The sequence below is a fragment of the Pantoea sp. SGAir0184 genome (assembly GCF_043544755.1).
The window spans coordinates 785,226-803,972 of the sequence record NZ_CP028050.1 but is presented as its reverse complement, the minus strand read 5'-3'; the positions used below and the strand labels follow the sequence as shown (position 1 = coordinate 803,972).

Below are 18,747 nucleotides of genomic sequence, written 5' to 3'. Positions count from 1 at the left end.
GCGGAGCCATGCCGCTCCGCGCGCTTCCATTACGATGAATGCAGCGAGACATCCAGCTGCGCATTAGCCTGGCGGCTGTCATGCCATAACCACAGCGCCACCAGCATGCCGATCAGCGCCAGCGCCAGCACGTACCAGGCCGGCGCCATCGGCGTCAGCGACATCATCAGCGTCACGCTGATCGGCGTCAGGCCGCCAAAGATGGCGTACGACACGTTGTAAGAGAAGGAAATGCCGGTGAAGCGCACCGCCGCCGGAAACGCCCGCACCATAACAAACGGCACCACGCCGACCACGCCCACGCTCAGTCCCGCCAGACCGTACCAGATGAACAGCATCTGCGGCGTGCCACCAAGCTGCTGGAAAAAGCTCCAGCTGCACAGCGCCAGCAGCAGCGAACCAATCAGTAAGGTGCGCGCCGCACCGTAGCGATCGACGATCCAGCCCGCCAGCACGCAGCCGATCAGCAGCATCACGGTCGCGAAACTGTTGGCCTGCAGACTGAGCGCCGCCGGCACGCCATGCTGCTTCTGCATCAGCGTCGGCGCCATCAGAATCACCACCACAATACAGGCTGATAATAGCCAGGTAAGCAGCATCGACACCGCAATACCGCGCTTATGGCTGGCGAGAATGGTCTGTAGCGGCAGTTTTTCCGCCAGCGCTTTGCGCTGCTGCATCTGACGAAATACCGGGGTTTCATGCAGCCAGCGACGCAGATACATCGCCAGCAGGCCAAACAGGCCGCCGAGGAAGAAAGGAATGCGCCAGCCGTGATCGCGTATCGCCGCCGGCGAGAGCGAAGTATTCAGCACCGTCGCCACCAGCGAACCGAGCAGAATGCCGGCGGTTAAGCCTGCAGTCAGCGTGCCGCAGGCAAAACCGATGCGCTTCTCCGGCACATGCTCCGCAACAAACACCCACGCGCCCGGCACCTCGCCGCCAATGGCCGCGCCCTGCAGCACGCGCATCAGCAACATCAGTAACGGTGCGGCAATGCCAATGCTGGCGTAGGTGGGCAGCGCGCCCATCGCCAGCGTCGGCAGCGCCATCAGCAGAATACTCAGGCTGAACATCTTCTTACGCCCGACTTTGTCGCCAAAGTGCGCCATGATGATGCCGCCCAGCGGGCGCGCCAGATAACCGGCGGCGAAGATGGCAAAGGTCTGCACCTGACGCAGCCATTCCGGGATGTCTGGCGGAAAGAACAGCTCGCCAATCACCGCAGCGAAGAAGACGAAGATGATAAAATCGTAGAATTCCAGCGCCCCGCCCAGGGCAGCCAGCGCCAGGGTTTTGTAGTCCTGGCGGTTGAGTCGACGCGTTGTCAGCGAATCCATAAGAGTGCGGTATCCAGTGGCCATGTCAGTATGGTTGTAAAGCTGCGGTTACTATACCGTCAATATTTTGCTACACCAGTCACTCTGCATTTTATGCCTGAAAACGGCAATTTTCAGACGTTTGTCTCACGTCGTGCGCTTTTCGGGCGAAAAGCTGCTACCACCTCCGGGTGGGTTTCGACGTAAGGCCCTTCCAGCAGCTGTAAACAATAGGGTACAGCCGCGAAAATCCCTGGCACTTTCACCGTGCCGTCATCCGCTTTCAACCCTTCCAGCGTCTCTTTAATCGATTTCGGCTGTCCTGGCAGATTAAGGATCAGCGACTGCTTGCGGATCACGCCCACCTGGCGTGACAGAATCGCGGTCGGCACAAACTGCAGGCTGATCTGCCGCATCTGCTCGCCAAAGCCGGGCATCTCGCGGTCGGCTACCGCCAGAGTCGCATCCGGCGTGACGTCGCGCCGGGCCGGACCGGTACCGCCGGTGGTCAGCACCAGGTGGCAAAAACGTTCATCGACCAGCTCGCAAATCGCCTGCTCAATCATCGGCTGTTCATCCGGAACCAGGCGGGTGTCAATCTCAAACGGTGTCGCCAGCGCAGCGCTAAGCCAGCTTTCCAGCGCCGGAATGCCCTGATCCTGATAGATGCCGTTAGCGGCCCGATCGGACACGGAAATTAAGCCAATACGTAAAGTATCCATAGAGTTATCGCTGTGTTGACCGCGGGGCGGTGAGAAAAAGGGGAATGGCAGAAAGGATAATACAAAGCATCAGCGAGGGAAACGCGAAAACCGTGGCGACCGGCAGCCGCCACGGCATATCACCTTACAGCAGTTCGGCGATCATCTTCTCAAGTTTGCCCTGGTCGATGGCAAAGTTGCGGATACCTTCGGCCAGTTTGGTCACCGCCATTGGATCCTGGTTGTGCTGCCACAGGAATTCCGCTTCGGTCATTTTAGCCGGACGCGCTTTCACTTCGCCGCTGTAGCTCAGTTTACGCTCTACGCTGCCTTCGCTCTCGGCCAGCTCTTTCAGCAGGCCCGGAGAGATAGTCAGGCGGTCGCAACCGGCCAGCTCGATGATTTCGCCGACGTTACGGAAGCTGGCGCCCATCACCACGGTTTCATAGCCGTGCTGCTTGTAGTAGTTGTAGATTTCAGACACGGATACCACGCCTGGATCTTCATGCGCTGCGTACTCTTTCTTGTCGGTGTTCTGCTTGTACCAGTCGAGGATACGGCCAACAAATGGCGAAATCAGGAACACGCCCGCTTCGGCACAGGCACGCGCCTGGGCGAAGGAGAACAGCAGCGTCAGGTTACAGTTGATGCCTTCTTTCTCCAGCTGCTCCGCCGCGCGGATGCCCTGCCAGGTTGAGGCCAGTTTGATCAGAATACGATCGTTGCTGATGCCGGCATCGTTGTACAGTTTGATCAGGCTGCGTGCTTTCGCGATGCTCGCTTCGGTGTCGTAAGAGAGACGCGCATCAACTTCAGTAGAGATACGTCCCGGGATCAGTTTGAGAATTTCCAGACCAATGTTGACGGCCAGCTTGTCAGAAACCAGCGCCAGCTGCTCTTCTTTGTTGCTGCTCTGCTGACGTGCCCAGCTAATGGCTTCGTCAATCAGTTTGCGGTATTCAGGGATTTGCGCAGCGTTGAGGATCAAAGAAGGGTTAGTAGTGGCATCCTGCGGTTGGTAGAGTTTCATTGCCGCGATATCACCGGTGTCGGCGACCACAGTAGTCAGCTGACGCAAGGAAGTAAGTTTGTCCGTCATGGTTCTCTTTTCTCTTAAGTTGACTGTCAGGGTGTAAAAGGCTGTTGCGATAATATCACGCAGGCTAAGCGGCGCAACATCGCCGCGTGCCCTTTACGATAGCGCTAACAAATGGGAGCGATTTGCCGATCCGTGCAGCTTTTTTGCTACACTCGTCGCGACATTTTTCCCATCAATCCCCTGAAAACAGCGGGTCAACGAGGACAGACACAATGCTGATGGTTATCTCGCCAGCCAAGACACTGGATTATGAAAGCCCGCTGGCAACGTCACGGTTTACCCAACCGGCGCTGTTAGAAAAATCACAGCAGCTGATTGACGTGGCGCGCGATCTTTCCCCGGCGCAAATCGCTTCGCTGATGGGCATCAGCGACAAACTGGCGCACCTCAACGCCGACCGTTTCAGCCAGTGGCAGCCGCCCTTCTCACCCGATAATGCGCGGCAGGCAATTCTGGCCTTCAAAGGTGATGTTTATACCGGTTTGCAGGCAGAGACCTTCAGCGAAGCCGACTTTGATTTTGCCCAAAAACACCTGCGCATGCTTTCGGGGCTGTACGGCCTGCTGCGCCCGCTGGATTTGATGCAGCCGTACCGTTTAGAGATGGGCATCAAACTGGCGAATCCGGCCGGCAAAGATCTCTACAGCTTCTGGGGCGACCTGCTGACGCAAAAGCTCAACGACGCGCTGGCGGAACAGGGCGATGACGTGCTGATCAACCTCGCCTCCGATGAGTATTTCAAAGCCATCAAGCCGAAGCAGCTGAATGCCGAGCTGGTTAAGCCGGTGTTCCTCGATGAGAAAAACGGTAAGTTCAAGGTGATCAGTTTCTACGCCAAGAAGGCGCGTGGCCTGATGAGCCGTTATGTGATTGAGAAGCGCCTGACGAAACCGACGCAGCTGAAGAAGTTTGATGTTGACGGTTATTTCTTTGATGCGGCGGAGAGTAAGGGTAACGAGCTGGTATTTAAGCGCCGCGAGCAATAACGCCAGCTTCACCTGAATCGTAGCGGCGCAAATTAATGCGCGTCTGTTAAAAACCCGCGCGTTAAATCGCGCCGCGATAAATATGCATAATGGGCCGATGTGACCGGCCCGTTGGGTATTTACTTCAGCAAAAATGCCCGCAGTGCGGCGAAATCCGCCTTCATGGCATGCGACAGCAGCGGCAAATCGGCGCGCGCGGCCAGCGCTTCCGGCAGCGGCAGCGGCTGGCCGAGAATCTCTTCCACGCTCTCCTTAAACTTCGCCGGATGCGCAGTGCCGAGGAACAGGCCAAACTCCCCTTCCTGCAGCTGATCGCGCAGCAGACGATAGGCAATCGCCGCGTGCGGTTCTGACAGGTAACCCAGCTCTGCCAGCTCGCGCATGGTGGCTTTGGTGGTCTCATCCGACACCGCGCCGTAGGCCAGATCGGTCAGGCGCCAGGTTTTGCGGCGGAACAGCTCTTCCACACGCGGCCAGTTGTTAGGCTGGCTGACATCCATCGCGTTCGACAGCGTTGCCACGGTCGCGTTCGGCTGCCACTGACCGTCGGCAAGGAAGCGCGGCACGGTATCGTTGGCGTTGGTCGCGGCGATAAAGCGCTTGATCGGCAGACCGAGCGATTTCGCCAGCAGGCCGGCCGTGAGATCGCCAAAGTTACCGCTTGGCACCGACACCACCAGCTGATTACGTTTCTCCTGCGGCAGCTGCGCCACCGCCTCGAAGTAATAGCAAATCTGTGCCAGCAGACGGCTGATATTGATGGAGTTAGCCGAATTCAGCCCGATGGCTTTCTTCAGCTCTTCGTCATCAAACGCCTGCTTAACCAGCGCCTGACAGGCATCGAAGTCGCCATCGATCGCGATGGTTTCGATGTTGCCGCCCAGCGTACAGAACAGCTTCTCCTGCAGCGGACTGATTTTGCCCTGCGGATAGAGGATGACCACGCGCACGTTTTCCATGCCGTAGAATGCGTGCGCCACCGCTGCACCGGTATCGCCGGAGGTCGCAGTCAGAATGGTGATCTGCTCATCCGCGCCAGACACGTATGACAGCATCTGCGCCATGAAGCGCCCGCCGAAATCTTTAAACGCCAGCGTCGGACCGTGGAACAGTTCCAGGCAGGCCACATCGTCGCTCACCTGGCTCACCGGGGCCGGAAAAGCAAAGGCGTTCTTCACGCGCTCGGCCAGCTGGTGCGCGGCAATTTCATCGCCGATGTAAGCAGAGAGAATCTTGCTGCTGCGGCTGACGAAATCCATCTCCAGCATCGCATCAATGTCGGTCAGCTCGAATTCCGGCAGTTCCAGCGGGAAAAACAGCCCCTGCTGCGAGCCGAGGCCCTGTTTCACGGCCTGCGCGAAGCTAACCTGCTCGTTATGATCCTTAAGGTTGTAGAGTTTCATGCGTTATCCCAGTTTACGTGCGCCAGCCGTATCAAGACGGCAGATATGGACGAAGCCTTCCTCATTCTGCAGATAGTGCTGGCTCAGCCAGTCTGCCATCCGCTGTGCCGTTGCCATCTCGTTGCAAACGGCGAAAAGTGTCGGGCCAGAGCCCGAAATACCGCAGGCCAGCGCGCCAATGTCGCTGGCCGCCTGCCGCGCCTCAGCAAAGCCCGGCAGCAGTTTGGTGCGATACGGCTCGGCGATCACATCCTGCATCAGTTTAGCCGCCAGCAGCGGCTGACGGGTGTGGCAGGCGTGAATAAAGCCGGCCAGCAGACGACCATGTTTGATGGCATCCTGCTTGCGATACTGCGCCGGCAGGATGGCGCGTGCTTCCGCCGTGGAGACTTTGATGCCCGGATAAGCCATTACCCACAGCCAGTCATCAAAGCACGGCACCTCCTGGCTGATGATCCCGTTCTCTTCAATCATCAGCTGTACGCCGCCGAGGAAGCACGGCGCGACGTTGTCATAGTGCACGCTGCCGGAGATGCGCCCTTCCAGCTCGCCCATCAGCGCCAGCAGCTCGGTGTCGTTAAGCGGCTGGCCGCAGAACTCATTCATCGCCATCAGGCCGGCCACCACCGAGCAGGCGCTGGAACCGAGGCCTGAGCCAATCGGCATGTTTTTCTCCAGCGTCATCGCCACCGGGACTTCTTTACCGATCGCCTGGCAGAAACGCTGCCAGCACTGATAAACGATGTTGTCCTGCGGATCGGCGGGCAGTTTACTGACAAAGCGCCCTTTATTCTGCAGGCTAAACTGGTCTGCCGCTTCGACCGACACGCAGTCGCCCAGCAGCGAGCCATCCACCGGCGAAACCGCCGCGCCCAGCACATCAAAGCCGACGCTGACGTTACCTATCGAGGCCGGTGCATAAATTTTTACCATCATTAAACTCCCAACTTCCACGTCAGCGTGCGCAGCAAATCGGCAAACACACCCGCCGCGGTGACATCATTCCCCGCGCCATATCCGCGCAGAACCAGCGGGATCGGCTGATAATAGCGGCTGTAAAACGCCAGGGCGTTCTCGCCGTTCTTCACTTTGTACAGCGGATCGTTGCCGTCCACCGCATCGATTTTAACTTTGCAGGCGCCGCCCTCTTCAATCGCGCCGACGAAGCGTAACACTTTACCCTCATCACGCGCTTTGGCAACGCGCGCGGCAAAGGCGTTGTCCAGCTCCGGCAGCCGCGCCATAAACTGATCGACGTCGGCGATGTCCGTCAGGCTGGCGGGCAGCAGCGGTTCGATGTCGATGTCGCTCAGCTCCAGCTGATGACCCGCCTCACGCGCCAGAATCAGCAGCTTACGCGCCACGTCAGTACCGGACAGGTCGTCACGCGGATCCGGCTCGGTAAAGCCCAGCTCGCGCGCCATGCGGGTGGCTTCGGACAGCGTCACGCCCTCATCCAGCTTGCCGAAGATAAACGACAGCGAGCCCGACAGGATGCCGGAGAATTTGATCAGCTCATCGCCGGCGTTCAGCAGGTTCTGCAGGTTTTCAATCACCGGCAGACCGGCACCGACGTTGGTGTCGTAAAGGAACTTACGGCGCGATTTCGCCGCCGCCGCACGCATCTGCTGGTAGTAATTCCACGACGAGGTATTGGCCTTTTTATTTGGCGTGACCACGTGGAAACCTTCGGCAAGGAAGTCTGCGTACTGATCGGCCACCGCCTGGCTGGAGGTACAGTCGACGATCACCGGGTTGAGCAGATGGTACTCTTTCACCAGACGAATCAGCCGGCCGAGGTTAAACGGCTCTTTGGCTTCCGCCAGCGCCGCCTTCCAGTTGCTGAGGTCGATGCCGTGCACGTTGGTCAGCAGCGCATGCGAATTGGCGATGCCGCACACGCGCAGATCGATATGCTTGCCCTTCAGCCACGCCTGCTGACGGTGCAGCTGCTCAAGCAGCGCGCCACCGACGCCGCCGACGCCCACCACAAACACTTCGATCACCTGATCGGTGGCGAACAGCATCTGATGCACCACGCGCACGCCGGTGGTCACGTCATCGTTGCTGACCACGACCGAGATGGAGCGCTCAGAGGAGCCCTGAGCAATCGCCACGATATTAATGTTGGCGCGAGCCAGCGCCGAGAAGAATTTAGCGGAGATGCCGCGCAGCGTGCGCATGCCGTCACCCACCACCGAAATCACCGCCAGCTGCTCCAGCACGTCGAGCGGATCGAGCAGGCCATCTTTCAGTTCGAGGTAGAATTCCTCTTCCAGTACGCGACGTGCGCGCGCCTGCTCGCTCTGCGGCACGCAGAAGCTGATGCTGTATTCGGAGGAGGATTGAGTAATCAGCACCACGGAAATGCCGGTGCGCGACATCGCGGCAAACACGCGCGCCGCCATGCCCACCATCCCTTTCATGCCCGGACCGGAGACGTTAAACATCGCCATGTTATTCAGATTGGTGATGCCTTTTACCGGATTTTCATCCACTTCGCCTTCGCCGCCAATCAGAGTGCCCGGCGCCTGAGGATTGGCGGTATTTTTGATTAAGCACGGAATCTGGAACTGAGCAATCGGCGCGATGGTGCGCGGGTGCAGCACTTTGGCGCCAAAGTAGGAGAGCTCCATCGCCTCCTGATAAGACATCGACTTCAGCAGACGCGCATCCGGCACCTGACGCGGATCGCAGGTGTAAACGCCATCGACATCGGTCCAGATTTCACAGCAGTCCGCGCGCAGACACGCCGCCAGCACGGCCGCTGAGTAGTCGGAGCCGTTACGCCCCAGCACCACCAGCTCGCCCTTCTCATTGCCGGCGGTGAAGCCCGCCATCAGGATCATATGATCGGTCGGGATCTGGCTGGCCGCGATACGCCGGGTGGATTCGGCGATATCCACGGTCGATTCAAGATAGTGGCCCACCGCCAGCAGTTTTTCGACCGGATCGATCACCGTCACTTTGTGGCCGCGCGCCTGCAGCAGCGCTTCCATGATGGCAATAGACAGCTTCTCACCACGACAGATAATGGCGGCGTTCACGGCATCCGGGCACTGGCCCAGCAGGCTGATGCCGTGCAGCACCTGTTTCAGCTGGGCAAACTCCAGCTCAACGCGGGTTTTCAGGCCATCGTAATCGAAACCTGGCTGAGCGTCGGCCAGCCCCTGCAGCAGTTCGGCAAAAATGCGTTCGGCATCGCTGATATTCGGCAGCGCATCCTGGCCGCTGATGGTTTTCTCAATCATCGCTACCAGATGATTGGTGATTTTCGCTGGCGCAGAGAGCACGGTGGCAACCTGTCCCTGTTGCGCATTGCTTTCCAGAATATCTGCCACGCGGAGAAAACGTTCCGCATTGGCTACCGAGGTTCCGCCGAATTTCAGCACTCGCATGATTGAAGCTCTCCTGAATTTTTGCCGAAAAAAAAGCCCGCACTGTTGAGGTGCGGGCTTCTTTCTTTTGTTTTTCCTGTATGCGTCAGCCCGCACCGTTACCTGTGGTAATGGTGGTGGTAATAATAATGGTGGTGTTCAGGCTGTGGTTACGCATTGAGATTTTTTCTGTCTGTCTTTGTCTTGTCCGTCTGCCTTCCAGAAGTAAAGCAAAGCGCACGTTAAGTCAACGAATTTGTCTTTGCACCCGAATGGTGCTGCTGCGCAGTGCTGCGCCGCAGACGCCGAAACGGATTGCGATCGTTCAGGCAGCGTCACAGACGCCCGATCACTCACTGTCCGGCGCCGGTTTTCCCGAGCAATTATCTATAAGTTTTTTTTCTACGTCGTGCAGCAAACGGTGCAGCATGGCGCTGTCGCGCTGCTCAAGCAGACCGATGCGCTGATCGATCCAGTCCGCCAGCTTGGCATCATTGCTGACCTCCAGCGTCACCAGCAGCTGATGAAAACGCTGACGCAGCGCCTGCAGCTGCTGCGCGTTAGCCGCCTCAACCGGCGCGGCCGCTACCTGGTGCAGCGCCGATAGCTGATAGCAGTACACCATCACCGCCTGGCCGAGATTCAGCGAAGGATAGTCCTGCGCCATCGGAATGCCGGTCAGCAGATCGACCTGTTCCAGCTCCTCATTAGTCAGCCCGCTGTCTTCACGGCCAAACACCAGCGCGATGCGGTTCAGCCACTGACGCTTCTCCTGCAGGATGGTTTCGACCTGCGCCGGCGTGGCGTAATAGCGAAACTTCGCCCGGCTGCGGGCGGTAGTGGCCACGGAAAAATCGACATCCGCCAGCGCAGCGCTCAGCGTGTCATAGGTTTTCACGTGGTCAAGAATCTCACCGGCGCCGTGGGCCACACGCCGCGCGGCCGGATCCTGCCAGGCGTCACTGGCGACAATACGCAACTCGCTAAATCCCATGGTTTTCATGGCGCGGGCGGCCGCGCCGATATTCTCCGGGCGAGCGGGTGAGACAAGGATCAGGGGGAAATGCATGATTTTTCCATCGAACGGTTAATAACCCGACCTATGTTGGCATGCAGGCGACAAAATACCAACCGCACGGGCCTGAGAAAATAAGATGTTAAGGATGTTAAAACAGGGCAAAAATGCCGGGCAGGCGTAATTATGCGTAATAAGCAAAATTTATGCACCAAACCCATATTAAAACATTATTTTTCATGCAATTGAAAAGTTATTACCTGCAGGTTTTACTTTTGCGCTGATGCAGCTGAAATGTAGCGAAAATGCTGCTTTTTGTGAGCTAAGCTGGCATTCCAGTAAGAGTTTTTCATAAAAGTGTTAACGTGCTACACTTGCATTTGATATAAGTCAACGAAGCGTTGTTTTTATGCTTATCGGTTGTTGTTGGTGCTGTTAGGTTGCTGTTAATACGGTTAGGATAAGCGCCAGTCCGATACCCACGGGGCACGCAAATATTCATCCTGACTGGCTGAGCTAACACTGAAGTTGACGTAGATGGATGGTGTATTCCGAAGATCATTTCGTACACCGGTTGCGAACGGCCCACTGTTCAGTGGAACAGTTATGGCAACCGCCGTACGCCCTGTTTTCGATTTGTTGGCAAATTTTAGGTAGCGAAACATGCAGACCCCGCACATTCTTATCGTTGAAGACGAACTGGTCACGCGTAACACCCTCAAAAGTATTTTTGAGGCCGAAGGTTACGTGGTCTATGAAGCCACCGACGGCGCCGAGATGCATCAGGTTTTGACCGATAACGACGTCAATCTGGTGATTATGGATATCAACCTGCCGGGCAAAAACGGTTTACTGCTGGCGCGTGAACTGCGCGAACAGGCTAACGTCGCCCTGATGTTCCTCACCGGCCGTGATAACGAAGTGGATAAAATCCTCGGTCTGGAGATCGGTGCCGACGACTACATCACCAAGCCGTTCAATCCGCGTGAGCTGACGATTCGTGCGCGCAACCTGCTGTCGCGTACCATGAATCTGGCGATGCCGAGCGAAGAGCGCCGTCAGGTCGAGAGCTATCGCTTCAACGGCTGGGAACTGGATATTAACAGCCGCTCGCTGATCAGCCCGAACGGCGATCAGTACAAGCTGCCGCGCAGTGAGTTCCGCGCCATGCTGCACTTCTGTGAAAATCCAGGCAAAATCCAGACGCGTGCTGACCTGCTGAAGAAGATGACCGGTCGCGAGCTGAAGCCGCATGACCGCACGGTGGATGTTACTATTCGCCGCATCCGCAAACACTTTGAGTCGACGCCGGATACGCCGGAAATCATCGCCACTATCCACGGCGAAGGCTACCGCTTCTGCGGCGAGCTGCAGGATTAAGCGTCCGTCGCGAAACAAAAAAACGCCCGTCAGGGCGTTTTTTTATCGGCTCAGTGCCACGGCATAATCGGCACCGCGCTCAGCGCATTTTTCGGTGAACCATCGACCACTTTATCCGAATAGCTCAGGTACACCAGCGCATGACGTTTCTGGTCAAAGAAGCGCACCACCTGCAGCTTTTTAAACACCAGCGAAGTGCGTTTGCGGAACACCACTTCACCCTGCGCCTTGCCCTGCGCGATTTTATCGCTAAGCTCTATCGGTCCCACCTGCTGACAGGAGATGGCCGCGTCGGAAGTATCTTCCGCCAGACCCAGTCCGCCCTTAATACCGCCGGTTTTTGCCCGGCTGATATAACAGGTTACATTTTTAACGTCGGGGTCATCGAAGGCTTCCACCACGATCTTATGATCGGGGCCAAACATCTTGAATACGGTGTCAACGGAGCCGATCTCCTCGGCCAGCACGCTCTGACTCAACATAAATGTTGCCAGCGTGACTATAAGATTGCGAGCTATTGTCATTGAGTTACCATTGCAAACGGAATAGATGTGAATGTAATGTACTGTTAATCGAACCGAGAACCAAACCTAACGGGTTTCAACCCGCATTGATGTAGCACAGTTAACTGGCAAACCACCCCCGCGCCGTTGTGCAATTCGTGCTACTATTCGGTGACTTCATCGTTGCGCCACCAGAGAGTTATGAGGATGTTTTATGGACCAAGCCGGTATCATTCGCGATTTGCTTGTCTGGCTGGAAAGCCATCTGGATCAACCCCTTTCGCTCGATAACGTTGCGCTAAAAGCGGGCTATTCCAAGTGGCACCTGCAGCGAATGTTCAAGGAAGTTACTGGCCACGCCATCGGCGCGTATATCCGCGCCCGCCGGCTGTCCAAGGCCGCCGTCGCGCTGCGTCTCACCAGCCGGCCGATCCTCGACATTGCGCTGCAGTATCGCTTCGATTCGCAGCAAACCTTTACCCGCGCGTTTAAAAAGCAGTTTAATCAGACACCTGCGTGGTATCGCCGCTCGTCGGAGTGGAATTCGTACGGCATTCGCCCGCCGATTCGCCTCGATGATTACCCGATGCCGCAAGCGCAGTTCGTCACGCTGCCGGAAACGGTGCTGGTGGGGCAAACGCAAAGCTATACCTGTACGCTGGAGCAGATCTCCAGCTACCGCGACGAGATGCGCATCCACTTCTGGAAGCAGTTCCTGCTGGAGACCGATACCGTGCCACCGGTGCTGTATGGCCTGCATCAGGTATGCGCCAGTCATGAGAAGGATGATGAGCAGGAGATTCTGTACACCACGGCGGTGCCGGCCGACCAGCAGGCGCTGAGCATGCAGTCAAACCAGAGCGTGATTCTGGAAGCCGGGGATTATGTGCAGTTCAGCTATCAGGGACCGCGCACTGCGCTGCAGGAGTTTATTCTGCTGCTGTACGGCACCTGTATGCCAACCCTCGGCCTGGTGCGCCGTCAGGGCCAGGATATTGAGCGCTTCTATACGCACGGTGGCAAGAAGCGCAGCGAGCCGCCAATGGAGATTCGCTGCGAATATCTGATTCCGATTCGTCCGCAGCAGTAACGGGCGTTGCCGAAGGTCGCCATGAATGGCGACCCTACAGAAGCATCACCGTTTGTCGCCGATGCGGATTGCACATGCCCTCGTAGGGTGCGCATTCATGCGCACCGATATGCGATCATTTATATGCACCGATTCAACCGCAGCAACAACCCCTACCGTTTGTCGCCGATGCGCATTGCCCATACCCTCGTAGGGTGCGCATTCATGCGCACCGATTCAACCGCAGCAACAACCCCTACCGTTTGTCGCCGATGCGCATTGCCCATGCCCTCGTAGGGTGCGCATTCATGCGCACCGATACGCGGTCATTCTGCGCCGTGCGCTACCGCGATTAACGCTGCAGCTCATCCAGCGCCGGGGCATCCAGATGCGACACATCACCGGCCGTCTCCACCACCCAGCCGGCGGCGAGCCAGGCGCTTTGCTGATGATCGACGCGCGAAATCGAGCAGTTACGCAGACGCAAACGGCGCTCCGCATGGGCCGGCAGCCCGAGAATGGTACTTACCAGCACACCCAGCGCCATGCCGTGGCTGACCAGCAGCGGACGGCTACCCGCCGGCAGATCGAGACAGGCGTTGAGCGCGGCATGCATGCGCGTCGCCATCTCCTCCATCGACTCGCCGCCCGGAATCCGGCCGCCTTCGGTGCCATCCACCAGCGCTTTACGCCAGCTCTCCTCTTCCGCCGTCAGGCCGTCGAGCGGACGCTGCTCCAGACAGCCCATATTGAGCTCGCGCAGGCGGGCATCCAGCGTTACCGTACAACCGCAGGCATCAGCGATAATCTCCGCGGTGCGCCGGGTACGTCCTAAATCGCTGGCAATCACGTGAGTAATGCCCAGCGATTTCACGCGCTCGCCCACCTGATGCGCCTGCTGCTCACCTTTATCCGTCAGCGGACTGTCGGACTGCCCCTGAATGCGTCGGGCCGCATTCCAAACCGTTTCACCGTGACGAACAAGATAGACCTGTAACATGCTTAATTTCCGTTATACTGCGACAAATTTGTCTTGAGGGTTCAGGTAATTATGTACCATGTTGTCGCAGCCACCATCAATCCGGCAAAAATCCGCGCAATTGCTCAGGCGTTCAACGACGTTTTCGGCGAAGGATCCTGCCATATTGAAGGGGTCGAGGTCGAGAGCGGCGTCGCCGCGCAGCCCTTAAGCGATGCCGAAACGCGAACTGGCGCACGCCAGCGCGTGGCGAACGCGCGTCATGTGCGGCCACAGGCGGATTACTGGGTGGCGATTGAAGCGGGCATCGAGGGCGACTGCGCCTTTGCCTGGATGGTGGTGGAGAATGCGCAGCAGCGCGGTGAATCCCGCTCTGCCAGCTTTACGCTGCCGCCGGTGGTGATGGCCGGTCTGGCTGCCGGGCATGAGCTCGGTGACGAAATGGCGCGCTTAACCGGCGTGGAGAATATCAAACACAAGGGCGGTGCGATTGGCGCCTTCACCCACGGCCTGCTGAGCCGCTCCAGCGTCTATCATCAGGCCCTGATTCTGGCGCTCTGTCCGTTCACTCACCCGCTGTATCAGCAGTGATCAGCTACGCCCGAGGCGCGCTTCCAGCCAGCGTTTCAGCTCGGGCGGCGCCTCTTTCAGGCTGTTGGATCCACGGGTGATGGTGGCAATCCCGACGCCCAATTCGTTTTTCAGCTCGCGCTGACTGATATCACCGTTGATCAACGCTTCGATAATGCGCAGGCGCGTGCCTAAGGCTTCGCGCTCATCCGGCGTCATCATCAGCTGCAGCAAGGGCAGCGCTACGTCATCGGAAAACGCGTTGTGCATCAGGTCGATGAAACGCAGCCAGTTGTCTTCAACCGGCTGCGGGGAAAGGGGTTGGCTCATGAAGGCTTCCGTACTCATTAACGAGTACGGAAGCATAACACAGTCAGTAACGGCGATTCCACTCGCCGTCGGCGAGAATCTTATCCGGCTTGCCCATGAAGTAGCGGTAATAGGCATCGTAGGCCAGCACGTTTTTCACGTAGCCGCGGGTTTCCGAGAAGGGAATGGTTTCGATAAACGCCACCGCATCCAGTTTGCCGCCGCTGATATTCAGCCAGCTGCGCACCCGCCCCGGGCCGGCATTATAGGCGGCAGAAGAGAAGATGCGGTTCTGACCAAACTGCTGATAGACATACTCCAGATACTGCGTACCAATCTGAATATTGGTCTGCGGATCGAGCAGCTGGCTGCTGTTAACGTAGCCCGGAATGTTGTACATCTTCACGGTATGGCTGGCGGTGCCCGGCATCACCTGCATCAGGCCACTGGCGCCAACCGGTGAGCGCGCTTTCGGGTTCCACGCGCTCTCCTGGCGGGAAATCGCCATGGCGTAGCTTGGCGTGATGCCTTTATCGCTGGTGTATTGCTGATACAGATTGCGCCACGCCAGCGGGAAACGCTCTTTCAGGCTGTCCCACATTTTCGCGGTGATGGTGGCCTGCACGCTAAGATCCCACCAGTCCTGTTCATTGGCGTAGCGCGCCAGCATCTGCTGCTGGGTATGAGTTTTACTGCTGATCAGGTTGGCCCACTCGCTGCGCGCCAGGTTATCCAGCCCCCAGTACATCAGCTCGCGCACGCGCGCCATCTCCGGCCCCTGCACCACGCTATTGTCCGCCGCCGGTGCCTGATCCACCAGCAGCGGATACTCGACGCCCAGCCGCTGTGCCGCCACCATCGGATAGAAACCGCGCTGCTGCATCAGCTTACGCAGTATCTCTTCCGCTTCCTCTTTGCGCCCCTGCGCCATCAGTAAATCGGCCTGCCAGTACTGCCACTCATCTTTCTCTTTGGCTTCCACCGGCAGCCGGGCAATCCAGGTGTTCAGGCCGCGACGGTCGTTTTCACTCAGCGCCAGCCGCACGCGCCGCTCAATCAGCGCGGTGGATTCGCTGTTCATCACCACCGCATCGCGCCAGCGCGCCTGCTCCGAGGTGAGATCGGCGCCCATCATGCGCCACACCACCGTCTCTTTCAGATCCTGCTCTTCCGCCGGACTCATCTTCTGCGCCTGAACCAGTTGCGGGATCATCATGCGCGCATTGTCCATATCCTGACGCGCCACGCGGGCAAAGGCGTAGCTGGTGGCCATGCGGGTAAAATCGGTCGGGCCGAGGGTGCTGGCAAAAGTGGTGACGGTCTGGGGATTCTGCTGCAACGCAATCAGCGCGCTGGCGGTGGTTTGATAATCCGCCGGCAGCATTTTCGCCAGATAATTAACCAGGCTGTCGTTGCCGGCTTTCATCGCCAGGCGGATGCGTTCGAGGATGGTGATCGGCGACAGCTGCCCTGAGGCCTGCCACACCGAGAACAGCTTGTCGCAGTCGTTCGGTAACGCGGTCCCGCGCAGCCAGATGGCTTTGGCCCCGTCAAACGCCGCCTGCTGCTGACCGGTCGCCCATTTGGCGTAGTACCAGTTACAGCGCGCCTGCACCGGCTTCGGCTCATCCGGGCTGAAGCTGAGCACGCCCGGCCAGTCCTGGCGGTGCGCCAGCACGTTAACAAAGCGCGTCTGCAGCGAACGCGCCGGCGGCAGCGTCGGATACTGCTGAATAAAGTTTTTCACCGCCAGCCCGGTCTCCTGATCGAGATCCTGCGCCAGCAGGCGGTACTGCAGGTACGGATAGAGCGGATAATCCTGCAGCGTTGGCATCAGCTGCTCAACCTGGTCCATCTGTTTGTTGTCCCAGGCCTGTTTGATCTGCGCATAGTGCTGTCGTTGCTGATCCAGCGAATCGGCCCACACGCTGCCGGCCGTGCTGACCAGACAGATCCCTATCATCCAGTTACGCCACTTCTCCACTCCGCTCTCCTCATTGCTGCGCTCCAGCTTATGCCGGACTCCCTTCATGCTAACCAGGCCAACCGGCTCTTGCCACGTTCTTCACAAAATTTACCCAGGCGCACCGTGATTGTTCAGCGCCTGCGCCGCAATTGTGCAAATAATCATCAGAAAAACTTATTACCCATCAAATAGCTACGCGTTTTCATTCAGTTACAACTCTGGCACGTGCTTTGCTCTGTTGAATGCCATCTTGTATACCAGCTGGAATTCACTCATGGCATCGACCTTCGGTTTTACGCTTCAGGATTGGCAACGTTGCGCACAGCAGGATGCACAGCAGATCCCTGCACTGCTGGCCGCACATCTCGACGCACTCGATAACCAGGATAATGCCTGGCTGTACCTCGCTTCGCCGGCCCAGCTGCTGGCGCAGGTTGAACCGCTGCTGGCGGCGTATCAGCGCAATCCGGCCGCGCTGCCGCTGTTTGGCGTGCCGTTTGCCGTCAAAGACAACATCGACGTGGCAGGCTGGCCGACCACCGCCGCCTGCCCGGCGCTGACGTATCAGGCCGCGGCCGATGCCTTCGTGGTGGCCAGGCTGAAAGCGGCAGGCGCTATCGTCATCGGTAAAACCAACCTCGACCAGTACGCGACCGGTCTGGTTGGCACCCGCTCGCCGTATGGCGCGGTGAGCAACACCTTTAATCCAGCCTACGTCAGCGGCGGCTCCAGCTCCGGCTCCGCGTCTGTGCTGGCGCGCGGCCTGGTCGGCTTCTCGCTCGGCACCGATACCGCCGGCTCCGGCCGCGTGCCGGCAGGTTTTAACAATATCGTCGGGCTGAAGCCGACCAAAGGCTGGTTCTCGGCCAGCGGTGTGGTACCGGCCTGCCGCCTCAATGACACCATCTCGGTGTTTGCCCTGACGGTTGCCGATGCCTTTAGCGTCGCCAGCATCGCGGGCGGCTACGACGCCGGTGACGCCTACGCGCGCCAGTCGCTACGCAGCGCACCGGCCAGTTTCCAGCCGCAACCCTCGCTGGCGATCCCTGCCGCGCCGCAGTTTTACGGTGACCAGCAGGCGGAAGCGGCGTGGCTCAGCGCGCTGGAGCAGCTTACGGCGAGCGGTGCGACGCTGCACCCTATCGACTTCGCCCCTTTCCATCAGCTGGCAGAGCAGCTCTATTACGGCCCGTGGGTGGCCGAGCGCACCGTGGCGGTCGGCGAGATGCTCGACCGCCCGGAAGAGATGGATCCGGTGGTGTACGGCATCGTCAGCAGCGGCCGCCAGTACAGCGCCGTCGAGGCGTATCAGGCCGAATATCTGCGTGCCGAACTGACGCGCCAGATCCAGCAGACGCTGGCCCGGTTCGATGCGCTGGTGGTGCCGACCTCGCCCACCATCCATACGCTGGAAGAGATGCAGCAGGAGCCGGTGCACTACAACTCGCAGTTCGGCACCTATACCAACTTCACGAACCTGGCCGATCTCAGCGCGCTGGCGCTGCCTGGCCCGTTCCGCGCCGATGGGCTGCCTGCGGGCATCACGCTGATCGCCCCGGCGTGGCACGACCGCGCGCTGGCGACGTTTGGCCTGCGCTGGCAGCAGCAGCTGGCGCTGCCGCTCGGGGCCACCGGCAAAGCACTGCCGCCGCAGCCCGCCGCGCTGCCACCGTCGCCTGACCACGTGCGCGTGGCGGTGGTCGGCGCTCATCTCACCGGCATGCCGCTGAATTTCCAGCTCACCACGCGTCAGGCGGTGTGGGTCGAAGAGACGCAAACCGCCAGCCACTATCGCCTGTTCGCCCTGCTCGATGGCCCGATCAAAAAGCCCGGCCTGCTGCGCGGCGACAGCGGCGCCGCCATCACCGTTGAACTGTGGGACATCCCGCTGGCGCGCTTTGGCGAATTCGTCGCGGAAATCCCGGCACCGCTCGGCATCGGCTCGCTGACGCTGGCGGATGGACGCATCGTGAAAGGCTTTATCTGCGAACCGGCAGCGCTGACGCAGGCGCTGGAAATCACTGAATTCGGCGGCTGGCGCAACTGGCTGACGTCACAGGGGAATCACTAA

17 protein-coding genes and 1 other annotated feature are annotated in these 18,747 nt (G+C 58.8%); of the genes, 5 read left to right on the top strand and 12 right to left on the bottom strand.

Features of this window, described 5'->3' with window-relative positions:
• Positions 1-29: 29 nt before the first annotated feature.
• The 3 genes from C1N60_RS03725 to tal all read right to left on the bottom strand — a co-directional run bounded on the left by C1N60_RS03725 (position 30) and on the right by tal (position 3,119).
• Positions 30-1,340: an MFS transporter gene (locus tag C1N60_RS03725; RefSeq protein WP_058757129.1), complete on the bottom strand. Its 1,311-nt coding sequence runs from the start codon at positions 1,338-1,340 to the stop codon at positions 30-32.
• A 113-nt stretch (positions 1,341-1,453) separates the two neighbouring features.
• Positions 1,454-2,041, bottom strand: coding sequence for a molybdopterin adenylyltransferase (gene mog, locus C1N60_RS03720; RefSeq protein WP_021508659.1), 588 nt, complete (start codon positions 2,039-2,041; stop codon positions 1,454-1,456).
• 124 nt (positions 2,042-2,165) lie between these two features.
• On the bottom strand, positions 2,166-3,119 hold the full coding sequence (gene tal / locus C1N60_RS03715) for a transaldolase (protein ID WP_058757131.1): 954 nt from the start codon (positions 3,117-3,119) through the stop codon (positions 2,166-2,168).
• A gap of 212 nt (positions 3,120-3,331) precedes the next feature.
• Between tal and yaaA the strand changes: the two genes are divergently transcribed.
• The gene (gene yaaA / locus C1N60_RS03710) at positions 3,332-4,105 is read left to right on the top strand and encodes a peroxide stress protein YaaA (RefSeq protein ID WP_058757132.1); all 774 of its coding nucleotides are present in this window, start codon (positions 3,332-3,334) and stop codon (positions 4,103-4,105) included.
• 119 nt (positions 4,106-4,224) lie between these two features.
• Here yaaA and thrC read toward each other — a convergent pair whose 3' ends face one another.
• From thrC to C1N60_RS03685, 5 genes are all read right to left on the bottom strand, one after another.
• The gene (gene thrC, locus C1N60_RS03705) at positions 4,225-5,508 is read right to left on the bottom strand and encodes a threonine synthase (RefSeq protein WP_021508656.1); all 1,284 of its coding nucleotides are present in this window, start codon (positions 5,506-5,508) and stop codon (positions 4,225-4,227) included.
• Between the two features lie 3 nt (positions 5,509-5,511).
• Positions 5,512-6,441 carry a homoserine kinase gene (gene thrB, locus C1N60_RS03700; protein WP_211725047.1) on the bottom strand — a complete coding sequence of 310 codons (930 nt, stop codon included), beginning with the start codon at positions 6,439-6,441 and terminating at the stop codon, positions 5,512-5,514.
• A gap of 2 nt (positions 6,442-6,443) precedes the next feature.
• On the bottom strand, positions 6,444-8,906 hold the full coding sequence (gene thrA, locus C1N60_RS03695) for a bifunctional aspartate kinase/homoserine dehydrogenase I (RefSeq protein ID WP_021508654.1): 2,463 nt from the start codon (positions 8,904-8,906) through the stop codon (positions 6,444-6,446).
• A 26-nt stretch (positions 8,907-8,932) separates the two neighbouring features.
• Positions 8,933-9,056: a sequence feature (Thr leader region), on the bottom strand.
• Positions 8,992-9,063 (bottom strand): thr operon leader peptide, encoded by a 72-nt coding sequence (gene thrL, locus C1N60_RS03690; RefSeq protein WP_128601299.1) that lies wholly within the window; start codon positions 9,061-9,063, stop codon positions 8,992-8,994. It overlaps the preceding feature by 65 nt.
• Before the next feature lie 171 nt (positions 9,064-9,234).
• The gene (locus C1N60_RS03685; protein ID WP_031279901.1) at positions 9,235-9,954 is read right to left on the bottom strand and encodes a tRNA/rRNA methyltransferase; all 720 of its coding nucleotides are present in this window, start codon (positions 9,952-9,954) and stop codon (positions 9,235-9,237) included.
• Between the two features lie 609 nt (positions 9,955-10,563).
• Between C1N60_RS03685 and arcA the strand changes: the two genes are divergently transcribed.
• On the top strand, positions 10,564-11,280 hold the full coding sequence (arcA, locus tag C1N60_RS03680) for a two-component system response regulator ArcA (protein WP_021508652.1): 717 nt from the start codon (positions 10,564-10,566) through the stop codon (positions 11,278-11,280).
• A 50-nt stretch (positions 11,281-11,330) separates the two neighbouring features.
• Here the strand turns inward: arcA and creA are convergent, their stop codons facing one another.
• A complete protein-coding gene (gene creA, locus C1N60_RS03675) occupies positions 11,331-11,804 on the bottom strand; it encodes a protein CreA (RefSeq protein WP_022548913.1) in 474 nt (157 codons plus the stop codon).
• A gap of 193 nt (positions 11,805-11,997) precedes the next feature.
• Here creA and robA point away from each other — a divergent pair, with 193 nt between their 5' ends.
• Positions 11,998-12,873 carry an MDR efflux pump AcrAB transcriptional activator RobA gene (robA, locus tag C1N60_RS03670; RefSeq protein ID WP_262257181.1) on the top strand — a complete coding sequence of 292 codons (876 nt, stop codon included), beginning with the start codon at positions 11,998-12,000 and terminating at the stop codon, positions 12,871-12,873.
• 331 nt (positions 12,874-13,204) lie between these two features.
• On the opposite strand, the gene gpmB is transcribed toward robA, so the two are convergent.
• Positions 13,205-13,852: a 2,3-diphosphoglycerate-dependent phosphoglycerate mutase GpmB gene (gene gpmB, locus C1N60_RS03665; RefSeq protein WP_021508687.1), complete on the bottom strand. Its 648-nt coding sequence runs from the start codon at positions 13,850-13,852 to the stop codon at positions 13,205-13,207.
• 51 nt (positions 13,853-13,903) lie between these two features.
• Here gpmB and yjjX point away from each other — a divergent pair, with 51 nt between their 5' ends.
• Complete coding sequence (gene yjjX / locus C1N60_RS03660; protein WP_021508686.1) at positions 13,904-14,422, top strand: inosine/xanthosine triphosphatase; 519 nt, start codon at positions 13,904-13,906, stop codon at positions 14,420-14,422.
• Here the strand turns inward: yjjX and trpR are convergent, their stop codons facing one another.
• Entirely contained in the window at positions 14,423-14,731 is a 309-nt protein-coding gene (gene trpR, locus C1N60_RS03655) for a trp operon repressor (RefSeq protein ID WP_021508685.1), read from the bottom strand.
• Between the two features lie 43 nt (positions 14,732-14,774).
• Positions 14,775-16,694 (bottom strand): murein transglycosylase, encoded by a 1,920-nt coding sequence (gene sltY, locus C1N60_RS03650; protein ID WP_262257973.1) that lies wholly within the window; start codon positions 16,692-16,694, stop codon positions 14,775-14,777.
• Between the two features lie 256 nt (positions 16,695-16,950).
• Here sltY and atzF point away from each other — a divergent pair, with 256 nt between their 5' ends.
• Positions 16,951-18,747: an allophanate hydrolase gene (atzF, locus tag C1N60_RS03645; protein ID WP_104093705.1), complete on the top strand. Its 1,797-nt coding sequence runs from the start codon at positions 16,951-16,953 to the stop codon at positions 18,745-18,747.

Coding starts and splice junctions, on each gene's coding strand:
- C1N60_RS03725 (WP_058757129.1), bottom strand. CDS start 1,340: ATGGATTCGCTGACAACGCGTCGACTCAACCGCCAGGACTACAAAACC.
- mog (WP_021508659.1), bottom strand. CDS start 2,041: ATGGATACTTTACGTATTGGCTTAATTTCCGTGTCCGATCGGGCCGCT.
- tal (WP_058757131.1), bottom strand. CDS start 3,119: ATGACGGACAAACTTACTTCCTTGCGTCAGCTGACTACTGTGGTCGCC.
- yaaA (WP_058757132.1), top strand. CDS start 3,332: ATGCTGATGGTTATCTCGCCAGCCAAGACACTGGATTATGAAAGCCCG.
- thrC (WP_021508656.1), bottom strand. CDS start 5,508: ATGAAACTCTACAACCTTAAGGATCATAACGAGCAGGTTAGCTTCGCG.
- thrB (WP_211725047.1), bottom strand. CDS start 6,441: ATGGTAAAAATTTATGCACCGGCCTCGATAGGTAACGTCAGCGTCGGC.
- thrA (WP_021508654.1), bottom strand. CDS start 8,906: ATGCGAGTGCTGAAATTCGGCGGAACCTCGGTAGCCAATGCGGAACGT.
- C1N60_RS03685 (WP_031279901.1), bottom strand. CDS start 9,954: ATGCATTTCCCCCTGATCCTTGTCTCACCCGCTCGCCCGGAGAATATC.
- arcA (WP_021508652.1), top strand. CDS start 10,564: ATGCAGACCCCGCACATTCTTATCGTTGAAGACGAACTGGTCACGCGT.
- creA (WP_022548913.1), bottom strand. CDS start 11,804: ATGACAATAGCTCGCAATCTTATAGTCACGCTGGCAACATTTATGTTG.
- robA (WP_262257181.1), top strand. CDS start 11,998: ATGGACCAAGCCGGTATCATTCGCGATTTGCTTGTCTGGCTGGAAAGC.
- gpmB (WP_021508687.1), bottom strand. CDS start 13,852: ATGTTACAGGTCTATCTTGTTCGTCACGGTGAAACGGTTTGGAATGCG.
- yjjX (WP_021508686.1), top strand. CDS start 13,904: ATGTACCATGTTGTCGCAGCCACCATCAATCCGGCAAAAATCCGCGCA.
- trpR (WP_021508685.1), bottom strand. CDS start 14,731: ATGAGCCAACCCCTTTCCCCGCAGCCGGTTGAAGACAACTGGCTGCGT.
- atzF (WP_104093705.1), top strand. CDS start 16,951: ATGGCATCGACCTTCGGTTTTACGCTTCAGGATTGGCAACGTTGCGCA.